Genomic DNA, 20,753 nt, shown 5'->3' on the forward strand with positions numbered 1-20,753 from the left:
ATACTTTACTTGCCGGAAGTACGGCGCTGCAGCTGCTCACGCAGGTTCGGCGGCGTGCCTTTGATGGTCAGGGTATCCGTAGCGGGATCCCAGAAAATACGCTCGCCCAACAGCATGGCGTCGAAGTTAATCGTCAGCCCGCCGCCGCTGCCGGCATATTTGGTAAGCTGACGCAGCGTGCTGCGGTCCGCCGGGAAGCTCTCTTCCAGCTCGTAGCCTTTCTCTGCGGTAAATTGCTGGAAATTCTTATCATCAACGGCCCACGGCAGCTCGTCAGCCAGTGAAGCAAGCTCGATCTCTTGCCCGGCCTGCAGCTGTTCGCTGCAGTAAGCGTATACCTGCTTGCGCGCTTCCTGCCGCTCGTTTTTATCCAGCTGCGCTTCGTTAGTGAAGTCGTCCAGCGCCTGTAACAGGCCCTTGTTTTGCGCTTTGGCGTTCAGGCCTTCGCTGGCGCCAAGGAAATCCATGAAGAAATCAGAGACCTTGCGCCCTACCCGGCCTCTGAGGAACGTCAGGTAACGGGTTGATTCCGGGTTGGTTTCCCATTCGGTAAGATCGACGCGCGCCACGATATCCGCGTGGTTGATATCCAGATGGTGGGTTGAGCTGATATCCAGCTCTTCGTTGACGCGCATGCTGCTCAGGTTATTAAGCACCGCCACCAGCAGATACTCAACGGCCAGATAGCGGTAGTGGCAGAACAGCACGATGCCGCCGTCAGCGAAGGGATATTTCCCCAGCTCGTCACGCAGGCGACCGGTTGCCGCACGGCTGAAGGCGAGGAAATCCTCATCGCCTTTGCGCTGTGAACGCAGCGCCTGCGCTAATTCGCTCTCTTCGCTGAACAACCCGTATGCTTTATTTTTTGCGCTATAAACACGGTGAAGCTCAGCCATCATCTCTTCTACGGCGCCGTTAGTCGCCAGCAGGGAATCGCGCAGCACCACCTCAAGCGTCTCTTCGCCGCGCTTGATAAGCTGATGCAGGGCAATCTGGTTGATATCCAGACTCATGATAAACTCTCCTTTTAGACCGGGCGGTATTCAACCACTGCCGCAGGCTATGTGCAACAGAAGATAAAAAAGCAGAAAAAAAGGTCTTCCTACGGTAAGATAACGCCCTTTCCTGAACCTGACTGATTGTTAATTTATGCCACAAATATCCCGCTATAGTGATGAACAAGTAGAAGAACTGCTGACCGAGCTGGCTGGCGTGCTGGAAAAGCATCACGCCCCTACCGATCTTTCCCTGATGGTGCTGGGGAATATGGTCACTAACCTGATTAATACCAGCGTGGCCTCTGCACAACGCCAGACGCTGGCTCGCTCCTTCGCGCAGGCGCTGCAAGCCTCCGTGAGCGAAGATCAAGCTCATTAAGGGATCGTAGCTACGAGTTATGGTGACTAACCGTCAGCGCTACCGCGAAAAAGTTTCCCAGATGGTCAGTTGGGGACACTGGTTCGCCCTGTTTAATATCCTGCTGGCCACTTTGCTGGGTAGCCGCTACCTGTTTGTCGCCGACTGGCCGACAACGCTCACCGGGCGTATCTATTCATACCTGAGCGTTATCGGCCACTTCAGCTTTTTAGTGTTTGCCGCCTATCTGCTGATTCTTTTTCCGCTGACCTTTGTGGTGATGTCCCAGCGCCTGATGCGCTTTTTATCGGCGGCCTTCGCCACCGCGGGCATCACGCTGCTGCTTATCGACAGCGAAGTCTTTACCCGTTTCCACCTCCATCTCAACCCCATCGTCTGGGAGCTGGTGATTAACCCGGACCAGAGCGAAATGGCGCGCGACTGGCAGCTGATGTTTATCAGCGTGCCCGTGATCCTGCTGGTTGAGATGCTGTTTGCAACCTGGAGCTGGCAGAAATTGCGCAGCCTCGGGCGACGCAGATATTTTGCCAGGCCCGTTGTCGCGCTGTTCTTTGTCGCCTTTTTCAGCAGCCACATTATGTATATCTGGGCGGATGCGAATTTCTACCGTCCGATTACCATGCAACGCGCCAACCTGCCGCTGGCCTACCCAATGACGGCGCGTCGTTTCCTTGAGAAACACGGCCTGCTGGATGCGAAGGAATATCAGCGCCGCCTCGTTGAACAGGGTAACCCGGAGGCGGTGTCGGTACAGTATCCGCTAAGCAATCTGCAATTTAGCGATATGGGCACGGGTCATAACGTCCTGCTGATCACCGTGGACGGCCTGAACGCTTCCCGTTTTGCTAAGGATCTCCCTGCCCTCAACGCGTTTGCGCGCAGCAACATTAACTTTACGCAGCATATGAGCGCCGGGAACAGCACCGATAACGGCATCTTCGGGCTGTTCTACGGGATTTCCCCGGCTTATATGGACGGCGTGCTCTCCGCCCGCATTCCGGCGGCGTTGATTACCGCGTTAAACCAGCAGGGCTACCAGCTGGGCCTGTTTGCTTCCGACGGTTTTAATTCGTCCATGTACCGCCAGGCGCTGCTCTCCGACTTCTCTTTGCCGTCGGCCAAAAGCCAGTCGGATACCCAGACCGCCGCGCAGTGGAGGAACTGGCTGACGCAATACGCCTCCGAAGATAACCGCTGGTTCTCCTGGATTGCTTTTAACGGCACCAGCGTCAGCGAGGAGAGCAATAAACAGGACTTCACCCGGCGCTATGCCCGCGCTGCGCACGGCGTGGACGACAGGATTCAGGAAGTGCTGGACGCCCTGAAAGCCTCCGGCAAGCTGGAGAACACCGTTGTTATTGTGACGGCAGGCCACGGCGTTCCGCTGGGCGATGAGCGCGATTCTTTCGGCTGGTCGCGTTCGCGCATTCAGGTGCCGTTGGTTATCCACTGGCCGGGCACGCCTGCCCAGACCATCAGTAAACTGACCGACCATCAGGACGTGATGACCACCCTGATGCAGCGTCTGCTGCACGTTAAAACAGCGGCGAATGAATATTCGCAGGGTGAAGATCTCTTTGCCGCCACGCGCCGTAACAACTGGGTGGTAGGGGCGGATAACAATAGCCTGGCAATCACCATGCCGCATATGACGCTGGTGCTTGATAACAACGGCAACTATCGCATCTACGATCTGCAGGGCGAACGCGTGGAGGAAACAAAACCGCAGCTCGGCCTACTGCTCCAGGTGCTGACCGATGAGAAACGCTTCATCGCTAACTGATTGTATATTTATAAAGCACTTAGCAAGCGACGCCTTGCAATAGCCGATAAAAAAGGTAATATTTTTACCCAGTTGTCGGCACGTAGCGCAGCCTGGTAGCGCACCGTCATGGGGTGTCGGGGGTCGGAGGTTCAAATCCTCTCGTGCCGACCAAAAACTCCGAAGAAGCAGCCTTTATGGCTGCTTTTTTTATGGCTCATATTTACCTGACCGTTTTTCAACGACTTAAAATAACCTCTGAATTCTCTTAAAAAGCAGGAACGTGAACCAAAGCAAGTTATGACTAATATAATGATGAAGCTGAACGCTATTTATTCCCTGAATAAATGCTTTATTTGTTACTAGTTCACCCTATCAACATGAAACTTAAAAAAATTAAGCAACTCGTTGTAAACATAGAACTTTAGAGTTATGGTCAATTCTTCATATCTTTGCAAAATTGCCAAAACCTTTATCTATGTCATCACGAAAAATCCCGCTTTACCAAAATGTATTACAAGCCTCGCTCGATCGCCTGAACTGGGTTTTTGATAACTTTGACCGTATTTGCGTGTCGTTTTCAGGGGGTAAAGATTCCACGGTAATGTTGCATTTAACCGCTATGTTAGCCAGGCAATATAAGCGACGCTTTAGCGTACTCTTCGTGGACTGGGAGGCGCAATTCAGCCATACCATTTCACACATCGAAGCGATGCGTAAGCAATATGAGGATGTGATAGAAGATTTTTATTGGGTTGCGCTTCCCCTTACGACACCCAACTCGGTGTCACAATTCCAGCCAGAATGGGTATGCTGGCAAGAAGGCGTATCCTGGGTCCGTGAGCCGCCATCCTGTGCGATTACCGATCCTGATTTTTTTCCGTTCTACCGCTCTGCAATGAGCTTTGAAGAATTTGTCAGTGAGTTTTCCGAATGGTTTTCCGCCTCGCGCCCCGCCGTCATTTTGATTGGTATTCGGGCCGACGAATCCTATACCCGTTTTCTGGCGATTGCCTCGGCCAAAAAACTCCGTTTTGCCGATGATAAACCCTGGACTACCGCAACAACCAAAGGGCATGCCTACAATGCCTACCCCATCTATGACTGGAAAACGGCGGATATCTGGACTTGGTTTGCCCAAACCGGTGAAGCCTGTAACGAACTTTATTCCCTGATGTATCAGGCCGGGGTTCCCATGCGTTATATGCGCGTATGCGAGCCTTTTGGCCCGGAGCAGCGCCAGGGACTGTGGTTGTATCATGTGCTGGAACCAGAACGCTGGGCGCTGCTTTGTGAGCGCGTGAGCGGCGCAAACAGCGGATGCCTGTATGCCGCGGGCAGCGGCGACTTCTACGCCCGCCGCCAGATAAATAAACCTGTACATCTGACATGGCGTGAATACGCCCTTGCGCTGCTTGATAGCCTCCCGGCCGCTACCGCCGAGCACTATCGCAATAAGGTCGCGGTCTATCTGCACTGGTATCAAACAAGGGGATTTCCTGACGATATTCCCGATGAGCAGGAAAAAGATACCGGCAGCAAGGATATACCGTCGTGGCGGCGTATCTGCAAGGTTCTACTGAGCAATGACTACTGGTGCCGGGGGCTCTCATTTAGCCCTACTAAACCGTCAAATTATCAGCGTTATAACAAGCGTATGCAGGAGAAACGACAGCAATGGAACATCCTATGACCACACAGCAGATTCAGGCCGCCTTAAAAGAACTTCTGGGGTCGCTGTCGGGCGATCAGCTTATTGATGCCATTAATGCGTTCAGACAAACGTTGCATGCATACAGCCCCTTTAAGGAGGAGCCAGTCGACTGCGTAACCTGGGTAAAAACAAAACGGCTCGTTGCCAATGATTACAACCCAAATAACGTTGCTCCCGGCGAGAAAAAACTGCTCACCACTTCGCTGATGCAGGACGGTTTTACCCTACCAATAGTTGTCTCTCCTGAGGCAGCCTCCGATAGGTATGCGATTGTTGATGGCTTTCACCGCTTTGAATTGGGTAACAAAAATCCCGACCTGAAGAAAAGGCTGCTTGGCTATGTACCCGTGGTAATGATGCCAGAAGCAGGCAACGATAAAAGCCGTCGTATCGCGGCGACAATCCGACATAACCGCGCGCGTGGGCGCCATCAAATCAACGCAATGGCCGAGATAGTTCGGGAGCTCTCGCAGCTCGGCTGGAACGATGAGAAAATCAGCCGCGAGCTGGGGATGGATGCCGATGAAGTTCTGCGGCTTAAGCAAGTTTGCGGCCTGTTTGAATTGTTCAGCGATCGAAAATTCTCCCAGGCCTGGACGGTAAAATAGCGCTCAGAGCAGGAAAACCGTCGCTAATCCCAGGAAGATAAAGAACCCGCCGGTGTCGGTTAACGCGGTGATCATTACGCTTGATCCCACGGCCGGATCCTTGCCCAGCCGCGTCATGATCATCGGGATCAGCACGCCCATTAACGCGGCGACTAACAGATTGAGCACCATCGCGAGCGTCATGACGCCGCCAAGAGCCGGATCGTCGTACAGCAGCCAGGTCACCACGCCCATCACCCCGCCCCAGACGATGCCGTTTATCAGAGCCACGCCCAGTTCACGCAGCACTAAAAACGAGTAGTTACCCGCCTGCAGGTGCTGCAGCGCCAGCGCGCGGACAATCATGGTGATGGTCTGATTACCGGTATTGCCGCCAATGCCCGCAACGATCGGCATTAACGAAGCCAGAGCCACCAGCTGTGAGATGGTATGTTCGAACATGCCAATCACGCGTGAGGCGACAAAGGCGGTACACAGGTTAATAGCAAGCCACGCCCAACGAGCTTTAACGGCCTTGCTTACCGGCGCAAAGACGTCTTCTTCGGCGCTCAGGCCCCCCATGCGGCGGAGATCGTTATCCGTTTCCTCATACACCACGTCAACGATCTCATCAACGGTCAGACGCCCCATCAGCTTCCCGCTGCTGTCGATGACGGCGGCGCTTATCAGGTTATCTCGTTCAAAGGTTCGCGCCGCGATTTCACCGTCATCTTCCGGCGCAAAGCAGGTGGGATTATCGTCCATAACTTTCAGAACGGGGGTTTCAGGCGGATAAAGCAGAATGGTTGTCAGGCCCAGCTCCCCCAGCAGGGTTTTATTGCGGGTGGTGACGAAGAGTTTGTCGGTATTCTGCGGCACCCTGCCGCGAAGGCGCAGATAACGCTGGACGACAGCAAGAGTGACGTCCGCACGAACGGTAATCACCTCAAAGTCCATAATAGCGCCGACGCTGTGCCTGTCGTAATGCAATACCTTACGAACCTGCGCGCGCTCCTCCTGCGGGAGCGTGGCCAACAGGCGGCCCATCAAATCACGCGGTAAATATTGCGCGAGGTAAATCTGGTCATCGATATCGAGCGGCCGCAGCGCCCTGAGCAGCTCCTTATCGCTCATATCTTCGATCAGATCGTCCCAGACGTTTTCCGCAGCCTCGATCAGCACATGGCCGCGCTTATCCTCTTTTACCAGTCGCCACAGCGCATGACGCTCATCCGTCGGAAGCGCTTCGAGCACGTCCGCGAGATCCGGGGCAGGCAGCCTTGCAACCAGCGAGGCGATTTCAGCGATATCCTGCTCAGGCGTTTGCGCATCAGGCGCAGGCAGACGCCCAAGTATGCCGCCGGCAACGGCTCTGTTGGTGAGAAGAATTTGAAGGATTCGCGCGCGATCCTGGGCACGCTGTCTGGAGTTGTACTTCACTGTGGCTGACATCTGGCGTTTATTCCCTGATAACGACGAGCTTATTTATAGCCTGAAGCCGTCCAAAAAACAAAAAACCAGCCAAACGGCTGGTTTTCTGCTTATCAGCTACCTGTCCGCGCCACGGCGTCTCGCGACGCGCTTTCACGCTCATGGCCCGTCAGCTCGGTCAACTCTCCCTGACGCATTTCGAGCAGCCTGTCGGCATGAATAAAGTAGTGGTCGTCATGGCTGATGGCGAAAATCGTTTTGCCCATCTGCCGCATCAGCGGCAGCAGCTCCTGGTAAAACTCGCGGCGGAAATGAGGATCCTGATCGGCCGCCCATTCGTCGAGCAGGATAATGTCTCTTTCTTCCGCAAGGGCAAGCAGCAGCGCCACGCGTTTACGCTGCCCTTTAGAAAGCTTCAGGTTCAGGATGGTGCCGTTATCCAGCTCCAGCTTTTCGCTCATTTTCAGGCGCGCAAGCCAGGTTGCTACCAGCGCCGGGTCGGCCTGCTTGCCCTGCTGCCCTAATAGCCGGTCGAACAGCCAGACGTCGGTAAAGACCGCAGAGAAAAGCTGGCGATAGTCATCCAGATTGCCCGCGTCAATTTGCCTGCCGTCTAAATAAATCGCCCCGGAAACCGGGTGATACAGGCCGGTGAGCAGCATCGCCATAGTGGATTTACCGCTGCCGTTGCCGCCGATCAGGAATATCAGCTCGCCGCGTTCGATTTTCAGGTTTAACGGGCCGACGGTGAAAGCGTTATCGCCGTATTTGAACACCACGTCGCGCATCTCAAGGGTTTGCCATTTAACCGCCTCCTGCGAGCGCGGGAAGGCGGCGTTGAACGGCGCCAGCTCAAACTTTCTTAGTTTGTTGAAAGCGACCTGCGCGCTGAGCAGCGTCGGCAAAGCCCCGACCGCCGAAAGCAAAGGCGTGCGCAGGAAAAGCAGCGTCAGGGAATACGTTGCCGCAACGTTGGTATCAGCCCAGCCGAGGCTGTTTGCCATCCAGAATACCAGGCCGATGACGCCCAGCATCATAATGTTCGACCAGTTCACCGCGCTCAGGTGGAAAGTATCAGCGCGAATAATATGGCGGCGATAATCGCTGGCGTGAGGAATATAGGTATCTTCATAGACACGCTCAGCCCGCTCGCGGTTAAGCGATAGCTCCTTGCGTCCTTCGATAACCGTCTGGTAATCGTTGTAGAGCTGGTCTTCTGTTTCACGCAGATGCGCCAGATGCTTATAGACGCGAGCCACCAGCAGATAGCCGCCCAGAATGGTTATCGCCACCCAAATTGCCGTTACGCCGAGCATTTTTGGTGAGAGCCAGGCCAGATAAGCCGCGGAGCCAAACGTCAGAATAATGCCCTGCACCAGTTCCGGCAGGCGCACAAAGGCGATGGTGATGTTACGCACATCGCTGGTCAGGCCCGCCAGCAGCGCAGCGCTGCCGAGCTGTTCAACGCGTTCGACGTGGGTATCCATGATGCGTTTAATGAACTCGCTGCGCAGGCGAAACACAAAATGGTGGCCAAGCGCGGTGAGCGCCAGCTGCGAGCCAAGCGTGACGGCCATCAGCAGTAACAGCAGGCCGAGGAATTCAGGCAGCACCCTTAGTGAAATATCCGGCGTTTCAATCAGGCGCAGGTTAATAAAAGCGATAAGGCCGATACCCAACGCCGCGCTGGCGAGGCTTAACGCCATTACCATCAGAAAAGGCCAGCGATACTGCCGGTAAACCACTCGTAAAAGTTCCATCGCTCATTACCCGCTAACAAAAACAGCGAGCAGTTTAAACGGCAATCTTTTAACAGCAAGAATAATTCTTATTTTTATTCGCTTTTCCCGGTGCGGCGAAAGGTAAGGTTATAGCGCACCTCGCCGGTGGCGGGATGATGGCCGGATTTTAGCGGCAAAATACCGTGATAGAACAGGCGGGACGCCCCGCCCCACACCACAACGTCGCCGTGCTCCAGCATAATCCGCGCCAGCGGATCGTTACGTTTCAGGCCGCCAAACTGGAAAACGGCCGGTAGCCCCAGCGAAACAGAAACGATCGGCTGCTGCAAATCAGGCTCGTCTTTATCCTGATGAAGAGAGAGTTTAGCGCCCGGCGCGTAGCGGTTGATGAGGCACGCATCCGGACAAAAATCGCGATAGCCCGCAGCGGCTGAAGCCGCATCGGATAAGCGCCGAAAAGCCCGCGGCATGGCGGGCCAGCGCTGGCCCGTCAGAGGATCGTCCGGCGAGTAGAGGTAGCCGTGCTGGCTGGTTGTCCAGCCACGTGCACCACAGTTGGTCATCGCCACCGACATGGTATAGCCGCCCGGCGTCACCATCTGCCGGAACGGTGAGTGCTGCGCCACCTTCCCGATCTGCTTAATTAACTCGTCGGCATCGGCGCGGGCAAAGCGCCGCAGAATAACGGCGCCTTCTGCCAGCGGCTCCTGCCAGGGCTTTTCATCCGCAAAGAGATCGAGCATTATTCTTTCCTCTGTCCTGCCTCAAGGTTCAGCAGCTGCTGTTTACGCTCAACGCCCCAGCGATAGCCTGAAAGCGCGCCGTCATTACGTACAACCCGATGGCAGGGAATGATGACCGCAAGCCGGTTGGCCGCACAGGCGCCAGCCACCGCCCTTACCGCCGCAGGTTTGCCAATGCGTACGGCGATCTCCTGATAGCTTGCGGTTTCACCCGGCGGGATCGCCCGCAGCGCCTGCCAGACCTGCTGCTGAAAAGCGGTGCCCTGAATATCGAGCGGCAGATCGAACTGCCGGGCAGGATGCTCCATAAAGCTCACCACCTGCGCAACGCGCCCGGCAAATCCGTCATCGTCAGAAACTAATTTCGCATTCGGAAACAGGGTTTCCAGCTCAGCAATTAATTTTTCCGCCGTATTACCCAGCAAAACGGCACAGATCCCGCGTTCGCTTTGGGCAACCAGAAAGTCGCCGAGCTGGCAGGTGCCGACCACAAAGCGGATCGCTACGCGCTCGCCGCCCTGACGATACTGGCGCGCGGTCATGCCCAGCGCGGCGCTCGCCTGCTGGTAAAACTGGCTGCCCGACTGGTAACCGGCATCATAGGCGGCGCGGGTAACTGGTTCGCCTTGCGCCAGCTGGTCGCGTAATCTTTGTGTCCGCAACGCTTTCTGCCATGCGTTAGGGGTCAGGCCGGTCACGCTTTTAAACAGACGATGGAAATGGAAAGGACTCATTGCCACCCGGGCAGACAGCGCCTGTAGCGTAAGCGGCTCTGCGCTTTCCTCAAGGATTCGACAAGCCCGGGTAACGCGTTCCACGCGCTGCTGTTCGGGGGCGAGCTTATCCGGCTGGCAGCGCTTGCAGGGACGAAACCCTGCCTGCATGGCGGCATCAGGATCGGCAAAGAAAAGAACATTTTTACGCAGCGGATGCCGTGCGGTGCAGGAAGGACGGCAAAAGATGCCCGTCGTCTTCACGGCAAACACAAACTCTCCGTCTGCACGGCTTTCCCGGGTTTCGACGGCGTGCCAGCGGCTGTCGTCAGCGGTAACGTCATTGATAGTTTTCATGACTGGCTCCTGGTCTTACTGTCACAGACTCACTGTGACAGCCTTACCGTTCTGGAAAACCCACATTCTTGCTTTCTAATTTTACTCGCTCAGCAGGAAAGTTTTAAACTGCGGCGACATCCAGGTCGTAAATCCTTCACCTTCTTTGGTAATCAGATATACCGCAAGCCCCTCTTTCTGCGCCACCTGTTTGGCTTTTTCCGTGCCAAGCACCATCAGGCCGGTATCCCAGCCGTCGGCTTCCATCGCCGTGGGGGCGATCACCGTCGCAGAAACCAGCTTGTGCTCGACAGGCGCGCCCGTTGTGGGATCGATAACGTGCGAAAGCCGCTTGCCGTCGAGCTCGTAATAATTGCGATAGCTGCCGGAAGTGCTGATGCCGTGCCCATTTAAATCGACAACCGCCTGTACTGCGGTTTCCCGGTCGGTCGGTTTTTGGATCGCCACGCGCCAGGCGTTATCGTCGGAATTTGTCCCGCGCGTCACCACGGCCCCACCTACGGAGACCAGATACCGGCTGATACCGTTTTGCTCCATCAGGCGCGCCAGATGATCCGCAGCATAGCCTTCGCCAATAGTAGAAAGATCGACATACAGACCCGGAAGATCTTTTTGTAACCATTGCCGCCCGGCTTTATTGATAACCGTCAGATGCTGCAGCCCGGTGAGCGCTTTTGCCGCATTAATTTGCGCCTGGTCCGGCGTTTTTACCGGCTGCTTATCCGGGCCAAACCCCCATAAATTGACCAGCGGCCCCACGGTAATATCCATAGCGCCCCCGGTTCTGGCGCCTATCCTTAAGGATGTTGTAACTATATCGCTCATCGCTTCCGGCACCGGATAAGGCTCGGTGCTGCGGGACTGGTTAAAGCGCGACAGCGTAGAGTCAGATTTGTAGGTGGAGAGCAGGCGATCGTCGCCATCAAGCTGCGCCTGAATTTTTTTACGCAATTCATCCTGCCGGGCATTGTCCACGCCGGCGAGGCTTACGCGCCAGAAGGTGCCCATCGTTTTGCCTTCCAGCACTAAAGCTGCGCTGTCTTTCGCGGTCTGGCTATCGCATCCGACCAGCATCAGAAGCGCCAGCGCAACCAGGCCGCGTTGCATAAAGTTTCGTTCCATTGTTCTGGTTCTCCCGTTAAGAGGCGCAAGAGTATATCAAAGGAAGAGCCAGGGCGGGAAAAGCGAAGCGCTGTTGAGATTACAGTTATAAAAAAGCGTCCGCAGGCGCCTGCAGGTTAGTGGCAAGCGCCTGAAAAGCGTGATTTTAAGGTGATTGAGGTAAAGCAGAAGACATTCTCTTTTACCCGCGCGTAAAGAACCAAAGAGAGCGCTATCGGCGGCTTACAGCGCTAAAAAAGGCGCCCGCAGGCGCCTTGTGCAACGAAGGTTGGGATCAGAACTGGTAAACCAGACCTACGCCAACGATGTCGTCAGTCCCGATGCCGGCGGCACGGGTGAAGTCGTTTTCGTCAACCAGGTTGATTTTGTAATCAACATAGGTGGACATGTTTTTGTTGAAGTAGTAAGTCGCGCCAACGTCAACATATTTCAGCAGATCCTGATCGCCGTAACCTTCGATCTCTTTGCCTTTAGACTGCAGGTAAGCCACGGATGGACGCAGGCCGAAATCGAACTGGTACTGTGCAACTACTTCAAAGTTCTGCGCTTTATCAGCAAAGCCGTAAGCGGCAGAAGAAGAATCACCGCCGAAACGGGTGGCGTTGTAAGACTGGGTATACTGTGCGGCCAGGTATACGTTGTTGGCGTCATATTTCAGACCGCCGGTATAGGCTTCAGCGCGATCGCCGTCACCCAGAGCAGCAGTGTTGTTCTGATCCCAGGTACGTTTGGAAGAAGCCATCGCGCCGCCCACGCTGAAGCCTTCGCCCAGATCGTAAGTCAGGGACAGACCGTAACCGTCACCGTTCTGTTTCAGAACGCTGCGGCCGCCAAAGTCTTCACCGCTGGTGCTGCCGTTTTTGCCCTGGTACTGCGCAGCAAAGTTCAGGCCGTCAACCAGACCGAAGAAGTCGGTGTTACGGTAAGTCGCCACGCCGTTTGCACGGCTGAACAGGAAGTTATCGGCACCGTAGGTGTCGCCGCCGAACTCAGGCAGAACGTCGGTCCATGCCGCCACATCGTAGAGTACGCCGTAGTTACGACCATAGTCGAAGGAACCTGCATCACCCACGCGCAGACCAGCGAAGGCGACACGAGTCCATGCGTTGTTTTCGCTTTCAGCGCTGTTGCCCTGAATCTGGTATTCCCACTGACCGTAGCCGGTAATCTGGTCGTTTACCTGAGTTTCGCCTTTAAAACCCAGACGCATATAGGTCTGATCGCCGTCTGCGCTATCGTCGTCAGAGAAATAGTGCAGGCCATCAACTTTGCCGTACAGATCTAATTTGTTGCCGTCTTTGTTATAAATTTCAGCCGCGTGAGCGGTACCTGCTACCAGCAAAGCCGGAACCAGCAGGGAGAGAACTTTAACTTTCATTTTATTAACCCTCTGTTATATGCCTTTTTATATGCCACTGCTTACTGATTACCCTCTAATCAGTCGGCAAACTCATTGTCCAAAACAAATACAGAATAATCCAATGCGAATATGATACTAAAACTATAGAGGTGTTTCATTTCTGCGTACAGATGTATCAAAATGTATACTTAAGGGAACTTTTTTTCGCACGAATCGCTAAAAATATAGGCACTTATAATCAAAAAAAATATATACCTAAAACAAATCAAATAGTTAAATACTAATCATCCTGTAGCACTGAATGGTAAAATGATTTGAGGATTTATCTATAAAATACATACCGCTATCATCATTAACTTTATTTATTACCGTCATTCAGTTCTGAATGTCTGTTTACCCCTATTAACGCCGGATGCTTGCATCCGGCTTTTTTTTTACGCTTCGTTACCTCATCCAAATATTTATGCTATACCGCACAAATAGATAACGATTATTAAATAAACACTTCATTTCTCCTGCCGCTATGCCGCTGAGCACTAAGAAGTTTCTTAGGAACAGGCATTTTTCTAAACATGTGTTTCAAATATAATAATTGTACAAAAGCGCGGAAATTGTACATAAATTATGCCGTCGCGATTGCCGGCGTCGGCGCCGCTTCCCGCCATTTCAGCTAATTATCAACAGTCTGGAAATGCCGCCATTTATCCTTATACTCCTTGTGAATATAAGAGAGTCGATGACGGCAGCGTCTGTTGCAGGTATTCTTAGCTCGGGTGCGTTTAATGCATCGCTCACCGCCACGGTTCCTGCGCATGCAGGCCACGTGGTAATTTCTCTAAAGTGGCGAGTGTTCGCCGGGTTACGCGCTTATAATGAGTCAGTCAGACGGCATGATCCCTAACAAATTTTCCCTTATTCCCAGCAATATCACGCGCTTCTTTCTGCTGCTGATCGTCGTGCTGTTAGTCGCCATGGGCGTAATGGTACAAAGCGCCGTTAACGCCTGGCTAAAAGACAAAAGCTATCAGATAGTCGGCATTACGCATGCGCTGCATAAACGTGTCGATACCTACCGTTACGCTACGTGGCAAATCTACGACAACGTTGCCGCAGCGCCAGGCACCGCCAGCAACGGGCTGCAGGAAACCCGCCTGCGCCAGGACGTTTATTATCTCGAAAAGCCGCGCCGTAAGACCGAAGCGCTGATTTTTGGCTCTCACGACAGCTCCACGCTGGAGATGACGCAGCGCATTTCAACCTGGCTGGATACGCTTTGGGGCGCGGAAAGCAGCCCATGGTCGATGTACTACCTGAACGGCCAGGACAACAGCATGATCCTGGTTTCAACGCTGCCTTTAAAAGATCTCTCGTCCGGGTTTAAAGAGACCGGCGTAGGATCGATTGTCGATTCCCGCCGCGCTGAGATGCTGCAGCAGGCGAACGCGCTGGATGAACGGGAAAGCTTCTCCCCTTTGCGGCGTCTGGCCTGGCAAAACGGTCATTATTTTACGCTGCGTACCACCTTCAATCAGCCCGGGCATCTGGCCACGGTTGTCGCCTTTGATTTACCGATTAACGATCTTATTCCGCCGACCATGGCGCTGGATAGCTTCCAGCTGGAGCCAGATGATGCCCTGAGCGCCATGCAGGCAGGTGCGAAAGAAGATCCGGACAGCGTCACCATCAACTTTAACAGCGCGCGCATTGAAATAGCCTCGCCGCTAGCCAGTACGCATCTGCGCCTGGTGTGGCAGGTGCCTTTCGGCACGCTGCTGATGGATACGTTGCAAAATATCCTGCTGCCGCTGCTGCTTAATATCGGTCTGCTGGCGCTGGCGCTGTTTGGCTATACCACGTTCCGCCAGCAGGCTCCGCGCGCAGCGGAAGTGCCGAACGGCAATGGCGAACTGCAGGTGCTGCGCGCGCTGAACGAAGAGATCGTCGCCCTGCTGCCGCTGGGCCTGCTGGTGCACGATCTTGATGCCAACAGAACGGTTATCAGCAACAAGATCGCCGACCATCTGCTGCCCCACCTGAACCTGCAGAATATTATCGCGATGGCCGATCAGCATCAGGGCGTGATTCAGGCGACCATTAATAATGAACTCTATGAGATCCGTCAGTTTCGCAGCCAGATCGCTCCGCGTACGCAGATTTTCGTTATCCGCGATCAGGATCGCGAAATTCTGGTAAACAAAAAGCTGAAGCAGGCACAGCGCCTGTATGAGAAAAACCAGCAGGGCCGCGTGGCATTCATGCAGCATATCGGCGAAGCTTTGCAGCTGCCGGTGAAAAATCTTGCTGAACGAGCGGCGGCGTTTAATAGCGCTGAATATAAACTGCTGGCAAACGAGGCCCAGACTATCGTCCGGCTCGTCGATGAAATTCAGCTCCTGAATATGCTGGAAGCCGACAGCTGGAAAACAACCGCCATCCCCTTTACTATCCAGGCGCTGATAGATGAAGTGGCGCTGGAAATGCTGCCGGTTATCAAGCGCAAGGGGCTGCAGCTGCTGATTAATAACCAGCTGCCGGCTGACGAGGAACGCCACGGCGACCGCGAGGCGCTGCGTAAAATCCTGCAGCTGCTGCTGCACTATTCCGTCACCACAACGCAGATAGGCAAGATCACGCTTGAAATAAGCGAAGAAGAGTCGGCCCCGGATCGCCTCCTGTTCCGCATGCTGGATACCGGCGAAGGAATAGGTAACGATGAGATAGACAATCTGCATTTCCCGTTCCTTAACGAAACCAGTGAAGACCGCTATGGGAAAGCCGACGGCCTGACGTTCTATCTTTGCGATCGGCTTTCACGCAAGCTGGGCGGCCATTTGAACATTAAAACTCGTCCCGATATCGGCACAAGGTACAACCTGCATATCAGGATGGCCGCTGAGCCGCAGCCGGAAGAGCAGGACGAAAAGCTGCTTGATGAAGTGATAGCGATGCTGGATATCACCTCTAACGAAGTGCGTAATATCGTGACCCGTCAGCTTGAAAACTGGGGGGCGAACTGCATCACGCCCGATGAAAGACTCGCCAGTCAAGAGTTTGATATCTTCCTGACTGATAATCCGTCTAATCTTACATCTTCGGGATTGCTTTTAAGCGATGATGAAAACGGAATGCGCAAACTGGGCCCGGGCCAGTTCCGCGTTAACTTTAATATCAGCAACGCGATGCAGGATGCTGTCCTTCAGCTGATAGAAGAGCAGCTGGCGCAGGAGGAGATACCCGAGTCGCCTTTGGGCGGTGATGAAAATGCCCAGCTTCACGCCAGCGGCTATTATTCACTCTTTGTCGACACGGTACCGGAAGATGTAAGGAGATTGTATACTGAATCGGCGAACAGCGATTTTGCTGCGCTGGCACAGACGGCGCACCGTTTAAAAGGGGTGTTTGCCATGCTCAATCTGGTACCCGGCAAGCAGTTATGTGAAACGTTAGAGCATCACATTCGCGAAAGTGATGCTGCCAACATACAAAAATACATCAGCGATATTGACGCTTACGTCAAGAGTTTGCTGTAGCAAGGTAGCCTATTACATGAACAATATGAACGTAATTATTGCCGACGACCATCCGATTGTTCTGTTCGGCATTCGTAAGTCCCTCGAGCAGATCGAGTGGGTGAATGTTGTCGGTGAGTTTGAAGATTCCACAGCGCTTATCAATAATCTGCCGAAACTAGACGCTCACGTGCTGATTACCGATCTCTCCATGCCGGGAGATAAATACGGTGACGGTATTACGCTAATTAAATATATCAAACGCCATTTCCCGAATATCTCCGTCATCGTGCTGACGATGAACAATAACCCGGCCATACTGAGCGCGGTGCTGGATCTGGATATCGAAGGGATTGTGCTTAAGCAAGGCGCACCAACCGATTTGCCTAAGGCGCTGGCCGCGCTGCAAAAGGGCAAGAAATTCACGCCGGAGAGCGTTTCACGCCTGCTGGAGAAAATCAGCGCTGGCGGTTACGGCGACAAACGCCTGTCGCCAAAAGAGAGCGAAGTGCTGCGCCTGTTTGCGGAAGGCTTCCTGGTCACAGAAATTGCCCGCAAGCTGAACCGCAGCATCAAGACCATCAGTAGCCAGAAGAAATCAGCCATGATGAAACTGGGTGTTGAGAACGATATCGCGCTGCTGAACTACCTTTCTTCCGTTAGCCTGTCGCCGGCTGATAAAGAGTAACCACTCTGCCCTCACCGCCGCCCGGCGGCGAGGGCATCCTGTTTATTTCCTTGTGCTTCTTACACGCGCCGCATAAACGGAGAGCGTTTGCTTAATCACGTCCAGCGTTACCGGTTTCGACAGGCAGCTATCCATGCCCGACTCGATACAGCGCTGTTTCTCTTCCGCAAGGGCGTTCGCCGTCACGCCGATAACCGGCAGCGTTAACCCCAGCTGACGAATACGCTGCGTCAGACGATAGCCGTCCATATTCGGCATATTCACATCGCTGAGGACGATATCAATGTGATTTTTACTCAGCACGTTGAGCGCATCCACGCCGTCATTCGCCGTTTTGCACTGGTAGCCCAGCGAACCAAGCTGATCGGCCAGCAGTCGCCGGTTAATAGGGTGATCGTCAACCACCAGGATCATCATGTCGTCATTCTGCTCGCAGGCTTCGCCCGGAGCAGGCAGAACCGTCGTGCTGCCCGGCACGTCAACATCAATGCTGTAGATACGCCCCAGCAGGTTCAGCAGTTCATGCGGCGCCGCCACGCTGTGCGTCCAGCAGCCCGGCGATAGCTCCTGCGGGATACCGATATGGCGGCGGCAGAAGATAATTGCCGCACGCCCGCTCCACGGGGCCTGCAGCGCATCGTCCGTTATCAACACATCGTCGCTGTCCGGCGCTTCGCCATGGTAAGGCTGGGTATGAATATTGTTTTGCTTAAGCAGCGACGCCAGGAAATCGCTTAGGGAGGCATTGCGCACCGCCAGCCAGCATCGTTTTTTTGCCAGGCCGTCAACCTGGGCAAGCGGCGTGGACTGCGCCGCGTAAAGAGGAATACGGATAGTAAACTGGCTGCCCATCCCCGCTTCGGTGTCGACCGAGATATCCCCGTCCATCATGTTGATCAGCTTTTCACAGATAGCCAGCCCAAGACCGGTGCCCTGGAAGTTTCGCTGCACGCCCGTCCCGACCTGGAAGAATGGGTCGAACAGCCGCGTCACCTCTTTGGCTGGAATGCCCACGCCGGTATCACGCACCCGGAAGCGAAGATAATCGCCGTCCACCGAGACGTGCAAAATAATGCAGCCGACATCGGTAAACTTGATAGCGTTGCTCAGCAGATTAGAGATCACCTGCTGCAAACGCATCGGATCGCCCAGCAGCGTCAGCGGCACATCCGGTTCAATAAAGCAGTAGAGGCCAAGCTGCTTACGCACCACCAGCGGCAAATAGTTTGCCGTGATGTGGCTCATCACTTCGCGCGGTGAAAACTCGCGCGGCTCGATTTTCAGCTGTTCAGATTCAATTTTTGAGAAATCCAGGATATCGCTGATGATTTTCAGCAGCAGGCTCGAGGAGTTGTTCATCGCCGTCACCAGCCTGTCGACCCCTTTCGGCAGCGCTTTCGTTTGCAGCAAATCGAGGTTGCCGATAATGCCGTAAAGCGGAGTACGAAGCTCGTGGCTGACGGTGGCAAGGAACATCGATTTCGACTGGCTGGCCTGCTCTGAGGCCTGCGCCATCTCCTGCAACGACTCTTCCATCTTCACGCGCGCGCTGACATCCACCAGCACGCAAATCGCTACGTTTTCATTGCGATACCGCGAGTGGACAAAGCTTATCTGCAGATTGGTATGGTTGCTGGTCACCACGTCAACAAAGTTCACCTGCTGCCCGCAGATGATCTGCGTGAGCCGCTGCCTGTCCTCGTGCGTGAGTATATTCAGATAATTATGCGCCAGTTCGTTACTCAGGATATTGGTGCCGTCCTGCGTTCGCAGGATACATATGCCGACAGGCGCGGAAGCGACGATTTTACGGTTGAACTGCTCATGCTCTTCCAGGCGCTGCGCGTCGTTTTCCGCCGGGATAAATATTCTGCGCTCGTACATACGCGCAAGCGTAAAGAGCGCGATACCCACCAGCACGTTCAGCAGCACCGCGTTCAGGATCAGCATGCGGATACGCTCCAGCACGATATCGACCGGCACGGAGTAAATAATGCTTAACGACGACGGCGGGAGATTTTTCTTCAGCACCAGCTGCCTGAAGCCGGAGGTGTAGCCAAACCATGAGCGTTCCTGCATCCAGCGCGCGTCAGGGCCAATTTTTGCTTCGGGACCGGCGAGCGTAATCAGCGGATGGTTGTTTTCGTCCAGTATGGTAACGCCAACCGGCAGCGTGCCGGGCGTCAGGAAGTTTTCCATACGCACGGTTTGTTCCACGCCAAGCAGCGCCTGCAGGCGGTTTGCCAGGTAAACAGGCGTTAGCGTGTAGAAATAACCGATTCCGGGACGCGGCCCCTGGCCAATCCAGTAAAGACTGTTGCTGCGTTCATCCTGCGGCGCATTACGGTATTTAAGGATGCGTTCGTGCAGCGTTTTCAGCGCTTTTTCCCGCTCCAGCGGCATTTCACGCAGGCCAAAATCCGCCATACAAAGGTTGTCGCCGCCGATCAGGAAGACGCGGTTAAGATCGTAAGCCGCAGAGAAATTTTCGCGCCAGTATCGCAGGAACCAGGCGAGCGACTGCAGCGAACTGCGCCAGGAGGCGCTTACGGCCGAGCAGTCTGAATCCGGGAACAGAGGCATAAAACCCGGCGTTTCAACTTTGCTCTCGTCACGTTCAATGGAAGGCAGTACGCCGTTCGTGGCGCTGAGCCGGTTTTCCGCAATATACTTCAGCTCCTTGACCACGTCCGAGGTGCGCTGAATATAGCGCTGCGCCTGCTCAAAGCTGATATTAAATTCCTGGCGGATATCCGACTCTTTTTCATGCAGCGCATTGACGATATAGAACACCGAAAAGAGGGCTATCAGCAGCCATAGCAGCAGCGCCAGCGCCCGGAAAAGATAGCGGGAAATTTTTAACGTGTTGCGAAAAGAGACGAGATATTTCAAATTAAACCTGGTCGCGGAAAGTCAGTGCTCTGAATGCCGATAAGGTAGCCGCAAAAGCCTGGCCTCGCAACGGCAAAGAAATAAGGTTCATCGCTATCTGTCTGTTATCGAGATGGCAATGGCCCAACGGGGATGGCGCCGAATACGAAGCACGGTAATCAGAACTTTTCGATAACCTTAAAGTGCATCAGCACCAGCGTCATATCCGGTGAGAACAGATCGTACGCTTCAAAAAAGCGTTGATGCTCGTTGCGCCAGTAAGCCAGGGTGCGATCGCCTTCACCTTCCGCACGGGCATGGGCTTCGTCCACCCGATCAAAAGTGCTCATCTCTACCGTGGTCAGCTCTATCGCGCAAACGGGCTCATTCTTGCCGTCTACCACCACAAAGATATCGCCGGGCTGCGGTATACCCTCTGCGTCCAGGTTAGAGCAGGTGGCCGTTTTCACGCCAGCAAGCACCAGCTTAACCAGCTCATCCGCCTGTCGTTCCGTATCACCGAATGCCCAGCGTTCTACATCTTTATACTTTTCAGGGATAGCCATTGCTTTTACCTTATTAATTGCGTCATAAGTGCCAGGAAGAATAGTACACCCTATTGCTTCATGCCTGGATACATCGAATTGCCTGGCCGGCGGAAAACAGATCTCATCGTAATAGCCATATGGCACCGGCATTAAAATAGAAAACGCCCGATGCGGCGCATCAGGCGTTTTAAGGGTTGAAAAACGTCAACCTGTGCCAGAACAAGGCGTT

At 54.1% G+C, this 20,753-nt stretch carries 15 protein-coding genes and 1 tRNA gene; 7 read left to right on the top strand and 9 right to left on the bottom strand.

The window, feature by feature from the left end; all coding sequences use genetic code 11:
- Positions 1–5: 5 nt before the first annotated feature.
- Entirely contained in the window at positions 6–1,013 is a 1,008-nt protein-coding gene (yejK, locus tag WLO31_RS13875; RefSeq protein ID WP_435927197.1) for a nucleoid-associated protein YejK, read from the bottom strand.
- A 136-nt stretch (positions 1,014–1,149) separates the two neighbouring features.
- On the opposite strand from yejK, the gene WLO31_RS13880 reads away from it, so the two are divergent.
- The 5 genes from WLO31_RS13880 to WLO31_RS13900 all read left to right on the top strand — a co-directional run bounded on the left by WLO31_RS13880 (position 1,150) and on the right by WLO31_RS13900 (position 5,461).
- Positions 1,150–1,377 carry a YejL family protein gene (locus WLO31_RS13880; protein WP_435927198.1) on the top strand — a complete coding sequence of 76 codons (228 nt, stop codon included), beginning with the start codon at positions 1,150–1,152 and terminating at the stop codon, positions 1,375–1,377.
- 19 nt (positions 1,378–1,396) lie between these two features.
- Positions 1,397–3,160: an LPS biosynthesis-modulating metalloenzyme YejM gene (gene yejM, locus WLO31_RS13885; RefSeq protein WP_435927199.1), complete on the top strand. Its 1,764-nt coding sequence runs from the start codon at positions 1,397–1,399 to the stop codon at positions 3,158–3,160.
- A 76-nt stretch (positions 3,161–3,236) separates the two neighbouring features.
- Positions 3,237–3,313, top strand: a tRNA-Pro gene (locus tag WLO31_RS13890).
- Positions 3,314–3,617: 304 nt separating this feature from the next.
- Positions 3,618–4,832, top strand: coding sequence for a phosphoadenosine phosphosulfate reductase (locus WLO31_RS13895; RefSeq protein ID WP_435927200.1), 1,215 nt, complete (start codon positions 3,618–3,620; stop codon positions 4,830–4,832).
- Entirely contained in the window at positions 4,829–5,461 is a 633-nt protein-coding gene (locus WLO31_RS13900; protein WP_435927202.1) for an IbrB-like domain-containing protein, read from the top strand. Before WLO31_RS13895 ends, WLO31_RS13900 begins: the two co-directional genes overlap by 4 nt.
- 3 nt (positions 5,462–5,464) lie before the next feature.
- On the opposite strand, the gene mgtE is transcribed toward WLO31_RS13900, so the two are convergent.
- The 6 genes from mgtE to WLO31_RS13930 form a co-directional block, all read right to left on the bottom strand.
- Entirely contained in the window at positions 5,465–6,892 is a 1,428-nt protein-coding gene (mgtE, locus tag WLO31_RS13905) for a magnesium transporter (protein WP_435927203.1), read from the bottom strand.
- A 92-nt stretch (positions 6,893–6,984) separates the two neighbouring features.
- Positions 6,985–8,631, bottom strand: a complete 1,647-nt coding sequence (locus WLO31_RS13910) for a multidrug ABC transporter permease/ATP-binding protein (RefSeq protein WP_435927204.1) — start codon at positions 8,629–8,631, stop codon at positions 6,985–6,987.
- A gap of 74 nt (positions 8,632–8,705) precedes the next feature.
- The gene (alkB, locus tag WLO31_RS13915) at positions 8,706–9,356 is read right to left on the bottom strand and encodes a DNA oxidative demethylase AlkB (protein ID WP_435927205.1); all 651 of its coding nucleotides are present in this window, start codon (positions 9,354–9,356) and stop codon (positions 8,706–8,708) included.
- Positions 9,356–10,426, bottom strand: coding sequence for a bifunctional DNA-binding transcriptional regulator/O6-methylguanine-DNA methyltransferase Ada (gene ada, locus WLO31_RS13920; RefSeq protein ID WP_435927206.1), 1,071 nt, complete (start codon positions 10,424–10,426; stop codon positions 9,356–9,358). Before ada ends, alkB begins: the two co-directional genes overlap by 1 nt.
- Before the next feature lie 81 nt (positions 10,427–10,507).
- Positions 10,508–11,533, bottom strand: coding sequence for an FAD:protein FMN transferase ApbE (apbE, locus tag WLO31_RS13925; protein WP_435930612.1), 1,026 nt, complete (start codon positions 11,531–11,533; stop codon positions 10,508–10,510).
- Positions 11,534–11,822: 289 nt separating this feature from the next.
- On the bottom strand, positions 11,823–12,926 hold the full coding sequence (locus WLO31_RS13930; protein ID WP_435927207.1) for a porin OmpC: 1,104 nt from the start codon (positions 12,924–12,926) through the stop codon (positions 11,823–11,825).
- Between the two features lie 872 nt (positions 12,927–13,798).
- On the opposite strand from WLO31_RS13930, the gene rcsD reads away from it, so the two are divergent.
- Positions 13,799–16,438 carry a phosphotransferase RcsD gene (gene rcsD, locus WLO31_RS13935; RefSeq protein ID WP_435930613.1) on the top strand — a complete coding sequence of 880 codons (2,640 nt, stop codon included), beginning with the start codon at positions 13,799–13,801 and terminating at the stop codon, positions 16,436–16,438.
- 16 nt (positions 16,439–16,454) lie between these two features.
- Complete coding sequence (rcsB, locus tag WLO31_RS13940) at positions 16,455–17,105, top strand: response regulator transcription factor RcsB (protein WP_167605600.1); 651 nt, start codon at positions 16,455–16,457, stop codon at positions 17,103–17,105.
- A 42-nt stretch (positions 17,106–17,147) separates the two neighbouring features.
- Here the strand turns inward: rcsB and rcsC are convergent, their stop codons facing one another.
- Both rcsC and WLO31_RS13950 read right to left on the bottom strand, forming a co-directional pair.
- Complete coding sequence (rcsC, locus tag WLO31_RS13945) at positions 17,148–19,997, bottom strand: two-component system sensor histidine kinase RcsC (RefSeq protein ID WP_435927208.1); 2,850 nt, start codon at positions 19,995–19,997, stop codon at positions 17,148–17,150.
- Between the two features lie 158 nt (positions 19,998–20,155).
- Positions 20,156–20,542 (bottom strand): ASCH domain-containing protein, encoded by a 387-nt coding sequence (locus tag WLO31_RS13950; protein WP_435927209.1) that lies wholly within the window; start codon positions 20,540–20,542, stop codon positions 20,156–20,158.
- Positions 20,543–20,753 lie beyond the last annotated feature (211 nt).

The sequence above is a fragment of the Dryocola sharpae genome (assembly GCF_051307055.1).
GTDB lineage: Bacteria > Pseudomonadota > Gammaproteobacteria > Enterobacterales > Enterobacteriaceae > Dryocola.